We start from the raw sequence: 16,321 nt of genomic DNA, 5'->3' as shown, positions 1-16,321 counted from the left end.
GAGGCGAGCAGCGCGCCCCGGTAGCGGGGCGACTGCTGAGAGGCATCACTATCCTGCACCCCGATTTTCGCAACTCTCGTTGTCCTTCGAGAGCTGTATAGGCCAAGTTTCCTTGACCATGACCGGAGTCGTCGCCTCGACGAGCGCGAGTCGTCGTCGACGAACCGGAAGGGGGGCTTCCGGTTTGTCATTAGGATGTGTGGCTAAGGCGCACCTGTTGAAAGTACACAGCTACCCGTTGCGAAAGCCCACGGGAAACGCACCCGAAGGGGTGCGCGCGAAAATTTTTATTCCACGTCTGAGATCCGTTCGTAGTCTATCGACCGTGTTCCGAGACGAATGGATTCGTCATAGCAGTTGTAAATCTCCTTCTCGATCTGTCCACTACCTGAGGACGAACTGTAGTGAAGTTCGTGCCACCAGATGTGTTTCTTTATCTCTTCGTTTTGAAGACCTCTATTCCCAGTGAGTGTTTCGAAAATTAGCTCTACGGCCGGCAATTCATCAAGAGCCGGCATTGGTGGATGTGGATTCTCTGGGGTCGGGTACTCACTGGGGAACACGACAATATCAGGTATTACCTTTCCATCGTCGGTTACGGCGCCCGCTGGCTCGTCTCGAATAACCATCAATCCGGGCTCTTCGGAATTGTTGAATCCCCAGCGAACCGCCCGGTTTATCACTTCGTTCAGGCGGGAAGGCGGTGATTTCGTGTTTCTCGCGTTTCGCTCACTCCATAGAATCAATAGGTCCGTATTAGAGGGTACGAGCAGGTGACCGATACTTTGGCCTTCTCCGCCTTTGACATCCATCGCGAACGATTCGCCTGTGTCGCTCAGTGTTCCTTTGAAATCAATCCTCTCGCTCCCTCGTTGGTCCACGAAAGATAGCTTCCCGGCGTCTTGTGCGGGTTCAAGGAATATCTCACGAACAATATCCTCGTTATCTGCGCCGTGGCTTTGACGATACTTCCCGCCAAGAGAGAAGACTGCATCTCGAAGTTCTCGTTGATAATCCTGTGCGGAAATCGCCTCATCTTCAAATAGCTCCGGATGGTCGGAACCGAGATCTTCGATGATTCGCTTTACTTCCTCAATTTTCTCTTCCCGCTCTGTAGTGGCTAAATCAGTAAATCCCAGAACTTCAGTCCACGGGTCCTGACTACTATCCTCGTCGAGAGTTTGTTGTTCAGAATCGCGCACATCGATATGCCCGGACCGATGGACGATGTATCATAAATCCGTGACCACCTATGCATAGGTATATACCCAGGCTTTAATCCGACGACGAAAACCAGGGAGTCAATCAGAACTCTGCCAGAGATGACTGCTTTAACTCAGACAGGCGTTCGTCGATTACCTCCTTGAACTCGGAATTGATTTCATAGCCGATACAAGAGCGAGCTAAGTCAAGAGCGACATAGGCTGTTGTCCCCGATCCGAGGAACGGGTCAAGTACCACGTCACCCTCATCCGTCGAAAGGCGAACGATTCTCTCGATTAGTGACCGAGGATACGGCGCCTTGTGTAGCACATTTTGTCCTGCAGTCCCTCGCTTTACAGGGAATCTCCACAAGTTACCGAGCTTCTGGCCTTCCGAGATTGCAGGGTCCTCGTTACCGTTGTCGTGTTCAATATCTTGATTGAACTTATGATTTTGACTCTTCGACAAATAGAGTACGTACTCCTTTTTGTTCACCACGTTCCTATCTGTCATCCCAGCGATTGCTGTCGGTTTGTACCATGTCACTATGTCCTGCGGAATGAACCCGACTTCTTCGGCACGCTCGATTATATGATAAGGTAGCAGACGCATATCCCCCCGACCCATGACTGTATCAACGACAATCCACATGGTCCCATCTTCAGACAAGGTTTGATAACACTCCTCCCAGACACCCTGTAGACGGTCGTGGTAGATCTCATACGATTCGTCAGCGGTCCCGATTTGATTCTCATGACCGTAGTCTTTCAAGTCCCAGTAGGGTGGCGATGTGATCACCGCTTGAGCGGTGCCTGATTCTACGTCACTCATATCCTCGCTAGACTGCCACTTGACCTCCAGATTGGAGAACTTATCTAAGCTCATGCCTCTACCTCACTGGAAGGGATAGTCTCGAAACTTGCCTCGGAAACTTCACGGTCCATTTTCTCAATCACTTCGACGAGCTCCGAATCCAGGCCCACGGTGTGTACTCCCTCGTCTTCTGTGGTACTGACCCGAACTAACCTCTTCACAGCTTCAGGCATCGAAATCGGGTTTGTTTCATCGACTGACTGATCTTCTGAGTGTGTTCTGACTTCCTCCAACCAAACGTTTCCAGGATCTTTCCCGTTCTCATTATATCTGGTCACCTCTGTGTCGTGATACGCGCTGTTGCCCTTCTCCCGCTTGCCTCCCCATTCGTGCCCCTCGTACACGTGAGCTACCCGTATCTCGTCTTTGTAGAACTGATAGTCGTGTTTGTCCCGAACTAGCATCAGAATTTCGTCGTATGCGGGGTCCAAATCCGAATCTCGCTCAGACCAACGATGAACAGAAATGGTATTCTTTAGGGTGAATCCTGCTTTTTTCCGGGCGCGATCTGCCACGGCCATCGCAACAGGCCAAAGTCGGTCATTGTGGTATCTGTTTGGAGCGATAACCCACAGAACCTCTGTTGAATCCATGCGCTCGTAGAGCGGTTCCCAGAGCGAATCTATCGCATCTAGTAGTGCCTCTAGTGAATCTACGTCCTGGGTGAGTTGGGATAAGTCTATGAGTTGCATTCCGTTAGTGAGTCTATCTGGCCCCTGGGTACTTGAGTGCTGCATATTCAGTGGCTAGGCAGATACCTATGCATAGGTCTTTAGGTATGTATCTCTTTTCACCGGCCTAAACGAACTTGGTGGTAGATGGGTCTAACATTGACTGACGCCAAACGTCGGATTCTCTCTCGTCTTGATGAAGAGCCTGCTCACGGCTATATCCTTGCTAAAGAGTTGAGTGTCCAGGGGAGCACGATGTATGAGCACTTAGAAGAATTGGAAAATTCAGGATACATAAAAAGCTCCAAAAATGGCCGAAAGAAAGTATATCGGATAACAAAAAAAGCGGAGTTAGTTCTTGAAGCTGAGAGGGTTGATGAGTAGGAAAGGAGCTCGATCGCTTTCTAAATGCACCGGTCCTTTTATAAATATCTAAGCTCTGCCATACCGGAAATTCTTTTTAAATCGCCTCTGATTAACGAGTTAACATACTTGGCATGATGTCTCCAAAAATGCCGATTTTTCAGTGGGTCCAGTCCTTCGAAACGATTTGGAATAATTTGTTTCCACAATATTCTCGCCACTTGACCGGGCTGCTACTGCTCACATGTCTTTTTGTATCGATAATGGTCATGTGGGTCCTGTATAGGCGGGGGTGTCCAACCGCAGTAAAAATTACTGGATTCATCATTAATCGGGTCTACCTCGTTTGGCCGTCGTTCCCTTATTCACATTCTACTTGGGTTATAGGATTCATGAGCGTATTTTCATTTATCGTATTTTTACCATTCACTAATCGACTCGTAGTGAACGTAACTGCAGTATACGCAACGATACTGTTTCTCGAAGGGACCCTCCGTAAAAAAGTCCCCCTGCTAAGCGTTCAATTCGGTGAAAATCCGTCTTGGTCGAAAGAAGAAGACACAGATTTAGTTAACCGAGACGATGATTACGTCCTGAAACAGCAGGTAACGTTACGAAATTCTGGAGATGCTGACGCTGATAAGGTAACTATGAAGTGCCGCGTTGTTTCTTCTGAGTCGGGGATCACACAGGACTGGGAAAGGGTAGAGTTTGGTGGTGACGAAAGCTTCACTCTTGAGTCGGGCGGTGAAAAAAAGACAGAACTATTTTTAGATTCTTTTGATAACCACGAAAAGAAGAATTATTTAATTGAGGTGAGGGCAAAGCCAAACGTCCGCCAGGGTGACCTTGCGATTCGAAAGATCCATCATACGGTTCCGAAGGAAGCTGGTCAAGATTAGGCAAAAATATATTACCTCCCACTCAGAAATAGGGTCTACCTTGCCCGACGAATTTAGTGCCGACCCTACAAGAGAGTGGGACGTAAGTTTAAGCCAAAGACACGAAAAATTAGATCGGGAACTGGACGAAATGCTGGATACGTTCAGTGAGGGTGGAGGAGTTAATCCTGTTGCTGTTGTTGGTCCATACGGCGCTGGAAAGACTCAGTATTTGTATGAGGTCTGTCGGCGTGGATGGACGAAGGGTTTGCCTGCTCTTTATACGGATTTGAAAACGATTCTGGACGCACATGAGTCCAGCGAGCAGCCGATTACTAGTTGGTTAGAAGAAAAAATTGAAGAAGAGACCGATAAGATTATATCGGGAGATGATTCAGAGTGGCTTCCGGAATTTAGGACCACAGAACGGAAAAATGAGTTCTACGAATCATTTATCGATCAGTCAGACACCGTAGCTGATAAAAGAATTCTTTTGATTGATGAAGTAGAGCAAAAATATGAGAAACTGGATGACTATTTAGGCGTAGACGATGAGAATCCTCTCCGAGATATTTTGGATGGACTAACAGATGTTTTTCAAGTCTGGAGTTTTGGGTTAGTTTCGGCTTATGAGCTGATTGGCGAAGCAGATCGGCGTAGGTTTACTGAGGCTCGTATACCGATTACTGAACCAAGCACGGTTTGGACCCAACTGAATGAGAATAACCGACCCACAACCCTTACCAACGGTGTCTGGTGGTTAGCGCGTGGACGAGCTGGCTGGATATCGAATCATAGTAGCGATTTACCTGATATTGACGAGTGGGGTGAAGATGAATTCCTTCAATGGTTTAGTGAGGTGTCCAGTCATTCGTACTATGGAGCTGATGCAATAGCTTCGGTTTGGGCGGACGCTGGTGTTCCTGCTGAAAACCTGACTGATGCCAAACGTACTGTTCTGTTCGAGGAGCCACTATACGAGGATTGGGTGATTAGAGGAAACCCTACTATAATCCCAGTATCAAAAGCCCATAGCACCATACTAAACGCAATTCGCGAAAACCAATCGCTTAATCGCGATGTGATTGATGTAATTAGCAATAATCTTCAGAATGTATTAGAAGGTCTTTCACCTCCCTCTGGCTGGTTATACGAAGATGACGAGTTGGAGACTATGTTTCTCCCATCTAGTGCTTTCTCCAGGGAGGAGCATATGGAAGGTTTGATTAATACTGTATCTGATTTCATTTCCTCGTTTGAGAAGCGCGGCGACACCCGTAAGGACGCCACTCAAATCTTAAGTGATGTCTCGATACCAAATCTGACAAATACTTGGGCGAACCTCTACGATCCTCTCGAAAAAGTCAGCGACTACGACTTGGAGGTTTGGACAGTGAATCCCGAAGTCATTCGGGAAGCATATCCCCCGCTTGCACTAAATCCAGGCGAATTAACAGCTGCGAGTACTGAAGATTTACGAAAAGAGAACTCTGAACCGATCGAGTTTGACCCGGATATTTCCTTCACTGGGGGAGGTCTGAGAGTATGGCTTTGCCCTACTGACACAGCACTTCAATCGGTTTTCGATCAGCTCTCAGCCAAATCCGATGTAACAGAGACAACTGTGATTCTATGCCCGGATAGTGACGACTATTTCACAGCTCAAACACCGAATTTTGTTGAAGGTCTTATTGGCCACAAATTAGTCACTCTAGAGAAGGTGGGTGGAAAAAGACTTTGGGACTTTATTCTTCAATTAGATAATTACCTACAAGTACAAAATCATAGTGGCGTTCTTGGCGCTGAACTTATTGAGGATACAGTGATTCCCCAGACTGGAGACGACCAGAAGAGAAACACAATAAATGCTTTATTCGCCGATCTTGAACGTATCGGTAATCAAACGGCTAGAAGCGCAAAAACTTCGTTCACAAGTGCATTTACCCTAGAAGAGTCAGGGGGACTCATTTGGCAGGACTCCGATCTAGACAACCGCCTACCATATTATGGAACCAGCAGTTCGAGTGACTCACCAAAACATGGGTTAGAATACGGTCTGGTATTTGCTGAACGTACAATTGACCGAAACGTCCCCCACCAACAACTGATTTCCAATTTAGAGCAGGCTTATAATCAAAACTTTGCACCAGATACAAACTGGTTCCGTTCAGTATACTTCTTTAACCGTGTATTCGAGGGAAACAATGAGGGCATCCATGAGCGCGTGAGGAACGTCCGTTCGAAATATATGACTGAGGATGGTAAACTACGTCGTCCTGTATTACGGCTACAGCGGGCACTCTCATTTCTGTCAGATTTAAATAATGAGGGTCCACAGGAGGTGTACGAGAGATTAGCCCATATTAATAAAGATACATACTCGGAAGAGAAAGAATTGGCAGTGCTAACTGGTATTTCGACTGATAAAAGCCAAACAGAGGATCTCTTTCGTGGTTTACTTCTTGAATGGGCGCTGAAGCAGGATATTAATCTATTCTTGGATGATCTTGAGGATCTACAGAATGAACTTAGCAGATTAGATTCCAGAATAGATGATGTAACTGAGCAAATAGAGTTTCTCAATAAGAAGCTTCAGCCTCCATCTGACTTCGTGGATATTGAGAATATTAGGATTCAAGAGTCAAATATTACCTCGTATCGCGAAAACTTGCAGAATGTATATGAGGGTCTTAGTGAACTTGCTGGTGAGGTAGAAGACCATCCACAACTTGCTGCGGCAGTGGTTGTGCTCTGGAGTGTCACAGACCGGTACAAAGACGTCATGCAAGGTGTAATTGAAGGATTCCAGGACCATTTGGGTGAGATTGATTTATACTCTAACGTAAACGAGCTAAAAGATGAATATAGCTCTCTTCGAACGTGGGTGAATTCGACTTCACTCCTTGAACAGACACAAGTTGATCAGTCTGAGTTACAATCGATAATTGATGAATTGGGTCGGATTATCTTTGATTATCCGACTCGGTTGAATTCTTCAGAGGTACCAGTCGAACGCGCCGAGCTCCTCGGTAATCTTGATGAAATTGTTCATTCCGACTTAAAGCAATTGTCTCAAATGAATAAGCGGACGAATCAGATTGAACGACGAGCTAACCACGCAGAAAACAATGCTGATGCAGTAAAAGATCTGCTATTTGAGCTCGCTGAACTGACTTCAGGTGGTCAAGCATGAATCAGAAGGAGATGGAAGAAAAGCGTGAAGAGCTATTCACTAAGCTTGGATCTAAGTTGACTACCGCTCATTCAGACTGGGATACAATCTCCGGCCAGCTAGAAGAGTATCAGAACGAAATAAAATCAATTGACGACAGATACTCGAATCTGCCCGATGGAAAACGACAAGGATTTGATTTATCACTAGCTAATATTATTGAAGTAGTAACTGATTCCACGTCTCCTGTTGGCGTCCTGAATACAAGATCTGATTTAAAGACGGCATTTGAGAACCCACTTATAAGCTCTGTTCAGGAAAATTATATAAAATTTTATGAGGAAGTGGGCATTGAGGTCTCTGATGAAGATAGAAATGAGATAAGAGGAAAAATACGCGCTTCAGCTGAATCCAACCCTGAGGGAGCTCTCAGAGAAATCAACGATGTACTTGGAAAAATAGATGATCTTAACCAATATGTTATCGAGGCCCTTGTGGATGATCTCTCTGAAAACCCCACCAACGTGACTTCGCCCGCTGATATAAATTCTCAAATCGATAAACTGCATAGCAGGCAAAAGGAATTGGATTCCATTGCTGAGGAGTTTAGCGAAAGGTCTTGGATACCCGAAGAAGTAGAGATGATTAACACCTCGATTTCTTTACTCAATTCTGAAACGGAACTTGAGTTTGTCGAATATTTCGAACTCATTGACGAAGAGGTTCAGACAATACCTGAGATAGTGCCATTGGAAAACGCAATACAGGGTGAGCTTCTTAATCGGCGTGACGAGGTGTTTAAACGGCCTTCTATCGTATTTACTGACATAAAAAATGGAGTGACTTCTATTTCAAAGGAGAATGATTCCTTATCTCATATTCAATCCTTATCTACGATGATTGACTTCAGAGAGAAGGATGTTGAATTTATGAATACCGTTGAAGAATGGCGTGGATCTCCTCCGGACGATTTAGATCAGCTTCAGGATTCGGTACAATATGCTGTCAATCAGTTATCTATTTGGAAAGATGTGGTAGACGAAAGATGGTCTACTAAACAACCGATTCTTTCTACTTACCAAGACTTGTTGCAGGAAGACCCACCTGATAAAGTCCAAAGTTGTATGCAGACTGAGCTTCCAGCTGAGGAAAATCTTCCAAGATTGTACAGCGCATTGATCCAAGCAGAATCCTGGATTTCAGAAAATGAAGACCAAATTTTGGAACATATTAGTGAGGATGCTCAAGACTTATTCCACTCACTTTCAGAAAGTAATATGTATTCCATCTCTGAATCCGAGTTGGATGCGCTCGCTGAGTTGATGGATATCGTCGACATAAAGGTCGTGATGGATGAGTGACGAAGTTGACGTTGACGAGGTGTATTTAGGGTCTACTCCAGAAATCACTGCGGGAGAAACTAGGGTTGAGGGTCTAAGAATACAGTATCTAAAATACGGATACCAAATTGATACCCTATCGAATTTATTCCCAATACTCATCACGCTTGATGATGGAAGGGGGATTGACAGAGTAAAGGAGGTAGTAAAGAGCGCCCTCGGTGACCAATCAAAGTTCGACATTCGTGCACCAGGCGATTATGAGCCTCCGCCTGTGGATAATGAGGACACCAGTTGTCACGTTGAATTTATTCGTATATCACCCAGCACAGACCCCGAATTATTGAATGAGGTGACCGGTCCTCAGTGTGTCCAAGTAGTAGAAGAATTTAAAGAAATTCTCGATGAGGCTGGTAACATCTACCGTCACAGCGTTAATGCAGATGACACTTGGTACGCAAAATTCTTCATGGAATTAGGGCGTTCACACGAGCTGCAGTTGCCGTATCCTACTACTGAACCAGTGAGTGAGGGGAAGGACTTTCAACTACAAACGAGCATCCCCTGCTATATTTTAACTGAAGAAACGATGGTTCCGAAACAAAAGGGGGGAAATCGACAGGAATTAGTTACTATTCGGTGGACATACCCACTGTTATAAGCTAAGATATTTTTATACTATCTTTACGGCTCTGTTTCTATTTGAAGATGCTATCAAGATATATTTTTGCTTTCTTACTATTTCTATGCCCCCCAGTGGGCGACCACAGTGACCGAAGTGGTAGCCGCTCCGGCCGTGTTATCCTTGTTTTGAGCACCCGGATACGGTCACCGTGCTCGCGGTAAACGACGAATCCATACCAGCCGCCCGCGTCCCGTAGCTTCTCGTGGTACTTGCGGTAGATCTGGAAGTAGCCGGTCGAGACCATCGCGCTCTTGATCTCGACCGGCGTTCCGTTCTGGAAGCGGGCATCGCACCAGCTCGTGTGCTGGCCGTCGAGCACCAGCCCTCGCTCGTCGGCGAGGTGCTTCTCCGCGAGCGACCCGTACCGGCTCGCGTTGCTCGACCGACTCACGCGAACGCACCTCGCGGGCGCGACTGATATATATCGCCGAGCCGCCGGGGCCGCGCGCGGTCATGGTCACGCTCGACGCGAAGCGAGAGCGGGCCCGCACGTATGACCACGTCGGGGAGATTGTTGTTGTTGGTTGGCGGCTGAGTTCGTCCCATCATGCGATTGCCTCTTGCACGGTGGCAACCGTGTCTGCGTGCTGGCCGTCGTCGTATTCGTTCCACCGCTGGCGGCACCATTCGCCCGAATACAGACCGTTCAGCCGGTTTTGGGCGATTTCTTCGAACGATGGTGGATCGTCGGGATTCCCAGTTCTTTCCTCGACGACAGTCCAAATCGCCAACTCCCGATATGCGTCTTCTCGGGAGATGTGCGACTCGGATTCGCTCGATTCACCGTCTTGACCGTCGTCCCACGACCACGGCGCGGGGTCCTTGTCGTTGGGCTGCCACATCGAGTCTGGCCAGCCGGTGATGGTCGGCGTGAGCGGGCCGACACCGTCCCGGTTCTTGACCGTCTCGTAGAATCGTGCGACCTTCTTCGACTCCTTCTCGCACACCGTACACAGCTCCCGAACGGCGGGGTGGAGGTCTTTCCCGTCGTGGCCGATGATGACGATAGCCCCGGCGAACTTCCGAATCTTGTAGACCAGTGTCGCGAGCTTCGTACTCGCCTCGTGGCCCTGCTTGCCCCGACCTGCCGCCTGCGAGGACGCTTCGTCGAACAGGAACAGCACGGGTCGGGTGTTCTCGGCGAGAATGTCATCCATCTCGGAGTGCATCACGTCTTTCAACTGTGCCCAGTTGGATACCCAGCGCACGCGGTTGCTTTCGTCGGCCAGCGTCCGGATGTTGGTGAGTACGATGGCGTCTTGGTGGCCTTCCTCGACGCGCTCCTCGACCCAGTGGCGGGCGACGAGCGAGCCCGACCGGGTCTTGCCGGTGCCGGGTTCGCCGTAGATGTAGAGTCGCAGGTGGCGCTGGACGGCTATCTCGCGGATGTGCTCGATGTCCCGCCAGCCCGAAACGTCGATCTCGTCGTTCTGACTGCCGACCTGTTGCCGGAGATCGACCGCGTCGCCCTGGTCGACCGCGCGGGCGAACGCCTCGGTCTGCTGGGTGCCCCGCCACCGCCGGTACGTCGATAGTTCGGTGACGCTGTCGGGCCAGTCCCCGTCGATCCAGCCGCGCTTGTATGCGCGCTCGTAGACGCCGTGCAGCGCGGTGAGTGCCTGCCGGGTCTTCGTGTCTCCGACTTCGCCAGCGTGGGGGAGGACGTGGCTGTTCTCGCGCTTGTGACGGCCGTCCTTCCAGTCCTTCGCCTCACTGCTCGCCCACTCGCCGGAGCCGCCCTCGTCGTGGCTCACGGATTCTCACCACCGTCGGCGACGGCGTCGGTCATCTGGTCATGGTCATCGAGCGGGTCCAGATCGCCGAGGTCGCCCTTGGCTTCGCGGAGCCACTGGCCGTCGTCGTCCGGGGCAGGGGCTTCGGGTAGATCTTCGACTTCGCGCTCCATCTCGTCGATGAGTTCCTGAATCTCTACCTCCGGCGCGACATTCGCTTTCTCGTCTTCGGCTGCCGCCAGTAGCAGCGTCGCGTCGTGAACCTGCGTCGCGTAGCTGTGGACCGTGGACTTGAGCTGACTGTAGGCTCGCTTCACCCGGTGGTGGTGCTCGTAGATCTCATCGACGCGGGTCGCCGACTCCCACGCCTCGGACGGTTCGAGTTCCGCCTGTTCGCAGCCGCGGACTTCGAGTTCGTCGATGTCGTCGTAGTACTCGAAGGCGGTCACGACGGCGTCGAACGTCCCATCGTCGGGCCGGAGCGGCCGGTAGCCCGTGACGGTTTTCTCCTGCCAGAGATCGGGCGCGACGCCCTTCCCGTCGTAGGTACTGTGCTCGAAGTTGTCCCCGTCGACCGTACCGGGGTCGGCGACACCGACCTTGATCCACTCGTGGGGATCGAGCCACTTCGCCAGCCGGTCCCCGACCGCGTAGGCCGGGATGGCGAGGATGGCGACGGGCGCGGCAAAGTTCACGAGTGCCGGCGGTGGCGAGGGCACGGTCTCGACGGCCCACGCGGCCCACACACCGACCGCGAGCACGGTCAGGGTGATGGGGACTTTGTACTCGGCGAGCAGGTAGAAGGCGTAGTCCCACCGGCTGGCGAAGGTGGGGCGGTAGCGGTCACTCAAGGTCCCGCACCCCCTGGGGCGGGTTGCGCTTGTGCTTCCATGCAGCGAGCGACACCATGCAGACGGCGACGCCGAAGCCGCCGAGCCAGCCGCCGGTCGACGAGGTCGCGCCGAACGGGTTCCTCGAGGGCAGGTCCGTCGAGATGACGAACTGTTTCTGGGTCGTCCAGACGCTGATGGTGGAGGCCCCGCGCCAGGTCTCGACGTCGAGCACGACGCGCTGACGGCCACGGTCGAGCCAGATTCGGTACTGGTAGGCGTCCATGTCGACCGCGCTGAGGTCGTCGCCGCCGCGTTCGTTGGCGGCTTTCATCGCGCCCATGCTGTCCTGCCAGTTCAGCATCGTCGCGGGCTGTTCGGCGTGCAGCACGAGCACGATCTGGCCGGGTTGCTTCTCCAGATCGACGAGGGTGACGCCCGCGCCGAGATCCGCGCGCATCGTCGAGGCGTTCCCGCTGTCGGGCACCGCCGTCGCGGTGGTCGTGCTGGCGTTGTCCCCGTCTTGTGCGGAGGTTACCCCAGGGGCGACGCCAGCCGAGACCAGCGCGAGCGCGATGACCATGACCGCCGCGGCTCTCACGGCGTCATCACCTCGATGTAAAGTTTCACGCCGATGCCGACGAGGATAGCGGCGATGGCGAGGGTGGCGAGACTGCCGCCGAGAGCGAGGCCGCCAGCGCCGCCGAGACCGGGCCAGCCGATGGTTCCACCGTCGCCGGGGTTCGCTGCTTCCTCGATCTCTTCTTGTTCCTCCATCCGGAGCTGGATGAGCCGGTCGAGCTTGTCGCCCAGCTCCGAGAAGTTCGAGGTGCGATACTGGTACTGGGTCGTGTTCACCGACGAGATGTCGCCGCCGCTCTCGTCCTCGGCACCGACGAGCGTGAACGGCTCGGTCAGGTAGAACGACCGGTTACTGTCCGACACGTGGAACGACACCGACCCGTTGATGGTGGCGGGGTCGTAGGTTTCGCCGACCTGCCAGCCCCCGTCAGGCGCGGTCGTGCCGACGAGCAGCCCCGTGAACTCCTCGGTGCTGTTGTTAACGTGGGAGTTGAACTGCGACGTGGCGATAGTCATCGAGCCAGTCGTCGAGAGGTTCGGCGTTTCGGCACCGGCTTTCGCGAGTGCGGTGACGGCGTAGATGCTGTAGTAGGTGCCCTCGACGCCGCGGCCGACTTCGTCGGCGGTACACTGCACGCTTCGGTAGTCGGAGATGTTGAGGTTGCCGCGGAGATAGCTGCCGTAGAGGCCGTTGACGGTGTAGTTCAGGTTGTCGAGCATCTGCTGGTTCTGGCTTTCGATGCGGTCGACGATCTGGTCGATTCTGGTGGAGTTGTAGGCGGTGACGACATCGCCGTTGTAGTGGCTCTGATAGCGGAAGCCGTCTGGGTGGTGTTGGCTCGAGGAATCCCACCAGAAGTGAACTGTGATGTCGTCAGGGTTGGCGAAGTCGTTGTAGTGAACGACCCATTCGGGCGTGACGACAGCGACGGTCGAGCCGTTCGGGAGCGTGTAGTTCAGGCGTTCGGTCGCAGTTCGGTTTCTGTTCTGCACGGAGATGTCGTTGCGGGCCCAGTCGAACTCCCATTCGGAGACGTTCGAGGCGAGGTCCTCGCTGTTCTGGACCCGATGCAGGTAGCTCATTTCGTACATGAGCTGGTTGCGCTCCTGGACGAAGTTGTGGAGCATCCGGCTGTAGTAGTCTTCGACGGCAGCACGGGCCTGCACGCGGGTTTCAGCCTGCGTCGCGTTGGCTTCGAGCGCGTCGAGCGTCGCGCATTCGGCTTTGGTCCAGGCGATAGTGCGGGCGTCGTTCAGGCTGTTGTGGACGCCGGTGACTGCCGCCTCCTGGTTGGCTCGAATCTTCTCGGCCTCGGAGTGGATGTCACCTTTTTCCTGTTCTTTGTTGCCCTGGAGGATTTCGCCGACGTTGCACTCGTCGGAGGAGTCGGCGATGTCGTAGGCGGCGTAGGCTGGAACGGCGATCTTCAGGCCGAAGTCCATCGCGCGCTCTGCGACTGAGGCGTTGCAGCCGCCGACAGGGTCCTCTGGGGGCTCGGGCTGGGCAGTGGTTCGGTCGACGGGCTCGGCTCCGGTCGAGCCGGCCGCGGGCGCGGAGGCCGCCATCGCTGGCCCGACGAGGGCTGTCGAGAGCAGCAACGCGGCCATGACCATGACCCGCGCTTTCATGCGAGCATCGCGCCTCCGAACCAGACGAGCGAGCCGACGAGCACGACTAGGAGGAACGCGAATCCCGCGAGTCGGGCGGTCGGGTCACTCACGGCTCTCACCCCTGTCGGGTTGGCGGTCGATGACGCGCTGGCGGATGCCCGCCTTGGTGATGATGCGTTCGAGCTGCTGGGTGGTTTCCGGGTCGAAGCCACGGAGCACGATTCTGCCGGGTTCAGGCGGTTGATGGGTACTCATGAATGGGATGGGAAAGCGGGGTTACTCGACGTAGCTGACGAGGATGGCACCGCCGGACTGGACCATCGCGAGGATGAACGAGATGGCGTCGATGCCAGCGAAGGCCCGAACAGCCGGAATCAGTACGTACGCGGGAACGATGCCGAGGGTGACGGCGAGGATGACGAGTTCGTAGTTCTCGTAGCTACTGCCGTCGATCTCGTTGGTGGCGACGATCCAGCCGGTGCCTGCGATGGAGAGGAGGGCGGCGGCGGTCAGCTCCACGCTGGAGGCCGACCAGAGAACGTCCGAGAACGCGAAGTTCCCGAACACGTTTACTTGCATCCCGATGGTCCCGAGCGCGATAGCGCCCATGAACGGGACCAGGATCAGCGCGACAACGTCGACGAGGTCGATCTGGTTTCTCGACATGCTGCACGCCAGCAGTCTAGGAAATGGAACTTAACTCCCACAATCAAATAGCCGTCTAGAATGGTAGTGGTCCGATGTGAGGAAAAGAAACAACGATTCGTCGATTATTATTAGTCTTCGTTGTTCTCTGTTCTCGATTCGACTGCTTGGTTCACTTCATTTTGTCTTTCTTTCAAATTCCCAACTCTCACTCCGCTTTTTTCTGCTGCTGCTACTTCGTCGAGAGTCGCTTGTTCTGGATAATAGATGCCGCTACTTTCCATGCGTCGCTCAATAGATTCTAGTCGCTTGTGCATTGAGGTCACGCTCTCGAATAACTCGGCAAGATTTTGTTGTGCTGGGTCATCGCTTTCCCTCCAAGATTGGATATTCGCTGCTCTGGAGATCGGGTTATCTATCTCAGTACCGTCCTCAATTGTTTCTATTTGGGATCTCAGTTCGTCAGAGGCTTCCTCTGCTGCTTTAACATCGAATTCGTAGTGAATCGTCCGCTCGTCTGCAATGTCGAATGGTATACTTTGAGACGAGTCAATCAACTGTATGTACGGTTCTCCGGTGGCGTGACGTATTGCGAGTTCGTAGAAGACGTTCGGGTTGTGATCCGTCAAATCCGCAATAACGAGTTCACTTTCAATGGTCTTCTCTATTATCTGTGAAGTAATACTCCCGGGTTGGGAAATTTCGTCAGCTCGCTCTATAGTGTAGCCATGGTCGGCCACCGGCTCTTCAACAATATACTCCAGCAATTTATTAGATCGAGTTCTCTCATCAGAGTCTTTCGATCCCAGAGGGCATATTATAAAACACTCTTTTTCGTCGGTCATGTCTCCTGGCAACTTATTCCTATCTTGACTTAGTTGTTGGCTTGAGTACACAGGATTGAGTTTCAACTATTAGACCCTGGCATCACTTTCACCTGGGGATAAAATTGCCAGACTGCAGTCTCATGTCTACTCTACCGAATATCAAGGAGTCTACGGGCTCTCGATTACAGTTTCACTTTCACTGTACGCAAGGATTCGGACTTTTACATAAACTCCCCTCAGTCCCGGTCGGATGGGATTTCGAATCAATCTCGACGAAAAGTTGGATCGCTGGCGATGGACCTGCCCGAACGGACACCGGAACTGGGAGCCGACGAACAACCACTTCTGGTGTCAAGCGTGCGCCCGAGGAGATCAGGAAGCAGTCTTCCAGGAACTCCACGACAAGCGGACGGGTGAGAACTACGACCGCGACGAGTTAGAGCTGGTCACCGAGTGGGGACCGTACCACGACGTGTACGGCGAGGAGGGTGCGCCATGATGCACTCAGTCCGATTCCTCGTCGACGAACGTGCGGCCCTCGTCGGTGATCCACCATGCCCGCCCCTGCCCGACCTTCTTCGTGTCGAGCAGGCCCCGGTCGTGGAGTTCACGGAGCCGCTGGTAGGTCCCCGTCTGACCGATTGGGAGCTGGTCGGCTACCTCGCTGGCCGAAAGAACGGGCTCGGTCGTCTCGGCAAAGATACCGAGTATCTCCCTGTCCGACACCGTCGGCTTTCGGCCTCCCATGGATATGGACGCGGTTCAGTCCGACCGGACTATAATCTGTCTGTCAAAGACGCCAGCGGAATAGCTGGTTATAGCACAATAGTTAACTACAACGCATTAGATAGTGGCTGTAACGGAAGCTACTCGCGGACCCGTCGCTGGCCGATGGGTCCCTGCAT

General features: G+C 52.4%; 19 protein-coding genes. 6 read left to right on the top strand and 13 right to left on the bottom strand.

The genetic code is table 11. The annotated features are described in order from the left end of the window. The 4 genes from BLT27_RS20035 to BLT27_RS19155 all read right to left on the bottom strand — a co-directional run. A partial coding sequence (locus BLT27_RS20035) for a hypothetical protein (RefSeq protein ID WP_217639130.1) occupies nucleotides 1-191 on the bottom strand: 191 nt, incomplete at its 3' end. A 96-nt stretch (nucleotides 192-287) separates the two neighbouring features. Beyond that, nucleotides 288-1,202 (bottom strand): hypothetical protein, encoded by a 915-nt coding sequence (locus BLT27_RS10790; RefSeq protein WP_089733736.1) that lies wholly within the window; start codon nucleotides 1,200-1,202, stop codon nucleotides 288-290. A gap of 103 nt (nucleotides 1,203-1,305) precedes the next feature. Beyond that, nucleotides 1,306-2,088 (bottom strand): DNA-methyltransferase, encoded by a 783-nt coding sequence (locus tag BLT27_RS10785; protein ID WP_089733734.1) that lies wholly within the window; start codon nucleotides 2,086-2,088, stop codon nucleotides 1,306-1,308. Continuing rightward, nucleotides 2,085-2,768: a DNA methyltransferase gene (locus BLT27_RS19155; RefSeq protein WP_139172312.1), complete on the bottom strand. Its 684-nt coding sequence runs from the start codon at nucleotides 2,766-2,768 to the stop codon at nucleotides 2,085-2,087. The genes BLT27_RS10785 and BLT27_RS19155 overlap by 4 nt, the downstream gene beginning before the upstream one ends. Before the next feature lie 126 nt (nucleotides 2,769-2,894). On the opposite strand from BLT27_RS19155, the gene BLT27_RS10775 reads away from it, so the two are divergent. From BLT27_RS10775 to BLT27_RS19135, 5 genes are all read left to right on the top strand, one after another. After that, nucleotides 2,895-3,131: an ArsR/SmtB family transcription factor gene (locus tag BLT27_RS10775; protein ID WP_089733730.1), complete on the top strand. Its 237-nt coding sequence runs from the start codon at nucleotides 2,895-2,897 to the stop codon at nucleotides 3,129-3,131. A gap of 422 nt (nucleotides 3,132-3,553) precedes the next feature. Beyond that, complete coding sequence (locus BLT27_RS19150) at nucleotides 3,554-4,012, top strand: hypothetical protein (RefSeq protein ID WP_139172311.1); 459 nt, start codon at nucleotides 3,554-3,556, stop codon at nucleotides 4,010-4,012. A 40-nt stretch (nucleotides 4,013-4,052) separates the two neighbouring features. Next, the gene (locus BLT27_RS19145; protein WP_139172310.1) at nucleotides 4,053-7,184 is read left to right on the top strand and encodes a P-loop NTPase family protein; all 3,132 of its coding nucleotides are present in this window, start codon (nucleotides 4,053-4,055) and stop codon (nucleotides 7,182-7,184) included. Continuing rightward, nucleotides 7,181-8,524, top strand: a complete 1,344-nt coding sequence (locus BLT27_RS19140; RefSeq protein ID WP_139172309.1) for a hypothetical protein — start codon at nucleotides 7,181-7,183, stop codon at nucleotides 8,522-8,524. The genes BLT27_RS19145 and BLT27_RS19140 overlap by 4 nt, the downstream gene beginning before the upstream one ends. Then, complete coding sequence (locus tag BLT27_RS19135) at nucleotides 8,517-9,164, top strand: hypothetical protein (RefSeq protein ID WP_139172308.1); 648 nt, start codon at nucleotides 8,517-8,519, stop codon at nucleotides 9,162-9,164. The genes BLT27_RS19140 and BLT27_RS19135 overlap by 8 nt, the downstream gene beginning before the upstream one ends. 37 nt (nucleotides 9,165-9,201) lie before the next feature. On the opposite strand, the gene BLT27_RS10770 is transcribed toward BLT27_RS19135, so the two are convergent. The 8 genes from BLT27_RS10770 to BLT27_RS19130 form a co-directional block, all read right to left on the bottom strand. Further along, nucleotides 9,202-9,579, bottom strand: a complete 378-nt coding sequence (locus BLT27_RS10770) for a PD-(D/E)XK family putative nuclease (RefSeq protein WP_217639129.1) — start codon at nucleotides 9,577-9,579, stop codon at nucleotides 9,202-9,204. Nucleotides 9,580-9,733: 154 nt separating this feature from the next. Further along, nucleotides 9,734-10,942: an ATP-binding protein gene (locus BLT27_RS10765; RefSeq protein ID WP_089733726.1), complete on the bottom strand. Its 1,209-nt coding sequence runs from the start codon at nucleotides 10,940-10,942 to the stop codon at nucleotides 9,734-9,736. Next, nucleotides 10,939-11,772 carry a hypothetical protein gene (locus BLT27_RS10760; RefSeq protein WP_089733724.1) on the bottom strand — a complete coding sequence of 278 codons (834 nt, stop codon included), beginning with the start codon at nucleotides 11,770-11,772 and terminating at the stop codon, nucleotides 10,939-10,941. The genes BLT27_RS10765 and BLT27_RS10760 overlap by 4 nt, the downstream gene beginning before the upstream one ends. Further along, nucleotides 11,765-12,352, bottom strand: a complete 588-nt coding sequence (locus BLT27_RS10755; RefSeq protein ID WP_139172307.1) for a DUF8063 family protein — start codon at nucleotides 12,350-12,352, stop codon at nucleotides 11,765-11,767. The genes BLT27_RS10760 and BLT27_RS10755 overlap by 8 nt, the downstream gene beginning before the upstream one ends. Next, a complete protein-coding gene (locus BLT27_RS10750; RefSeq protein WP_089733719.1) occupies nucleotides 12,349-13,962 on the bottom strand; it encodes an Env/VP5 family phage fusion protein in 1,614 nt (537 codons plus the stop codon). The genes BLT27_RS10755 and BLT27_RS10750 overlap by 4 nt, the downstream gene beginning before the upstream one ends. A gap of 84 nt (nucleotides 13,963-14,046) precedes the next feature. Next, nucleotides 14,047-14,199 carry a hypothetical protein gene (locus BLT27_RS19760; protein ID WP_175526436.1) on the bottom strand — a complete coding sequence of 51 codons (153 nt, stop codon included), beginning with the start codon at nucleotides 14,197-14,199 and terminating at the stop codon, nucleotides 14,047-14,049. 21 nt (nucleotides 14,200-14,220) lie between these two features. Further along, the gene (locus BLT27_RS10745; RefSeq protein ID WP_089733717.1) at nucleotides 14,221-14,610 is read right to left on the bottom strand and encodes a DUF8023 family protein; all 390 of its coding nucleotides are present in this window, start codon (nucleotides 14,608-14,610) and stop codon (nucleotides 14,221-14,223) included. Between the two features lie 110 nt (nucleotides 14,611-14,720). Beyond that, complete coding sequence (locus tag BLT27_RS19130; protein WP_139172306.1) at nucleotides 14,721-15,434, bottom strand: hypothetical protein; 714 nt, start codon at nucleotides 15,432-15,434, stop codon at nucleotides 14,721-14,723. Nucleotides 15,435-15,666: 232 nt separating this feature from the next. Between BLT27_RS19130 and BLT27_RS10740 the strand changes: the two genes are divergently transcribed. Next, a complete protein-coding gene (locus BLT27_RS10740; protein ID WP_089733715.1) occupies nucleotides 15,667-15,915 on the top strand; it encodes a hypothetical protein in 249 nt (82 codons plus the stop codon). Between the two features lie 5 nt (nucleotides 15,916-15,920). Here BLT27_RS10740 and BLT27_RS10735 read toward each other — a convergent pair whose 3' ends face one another. Continuing rightward, entirely contained in the window at nucleotides 15,921-16,163 is a 243-nt protein-coding gene (locus tag BLT27_RS10735; RefSeq protein ID WP_089733713.1) for a helix-turn-helix domain-containing protein, read from the bottom strand. Nucleotides 16,164-16,321: the final 158 nt, after the last annotated feature.

The sequence above is a fragment of the Haloarchaeobius iranensis genome, from assembly GCF_900103505.1.
Classification (GTDB): Archaea; Halobacteriota; Halobacteria; order Halobacteriales; family Natrialbaceae; genus Haloarchaeobius; species Haloarchaeobius iranensis.
The sequence above is the reverse complement of the archived record's forward strand: the minus strand, read 5'-3'. Positions and strand labels throughout refer to the sequence as shown.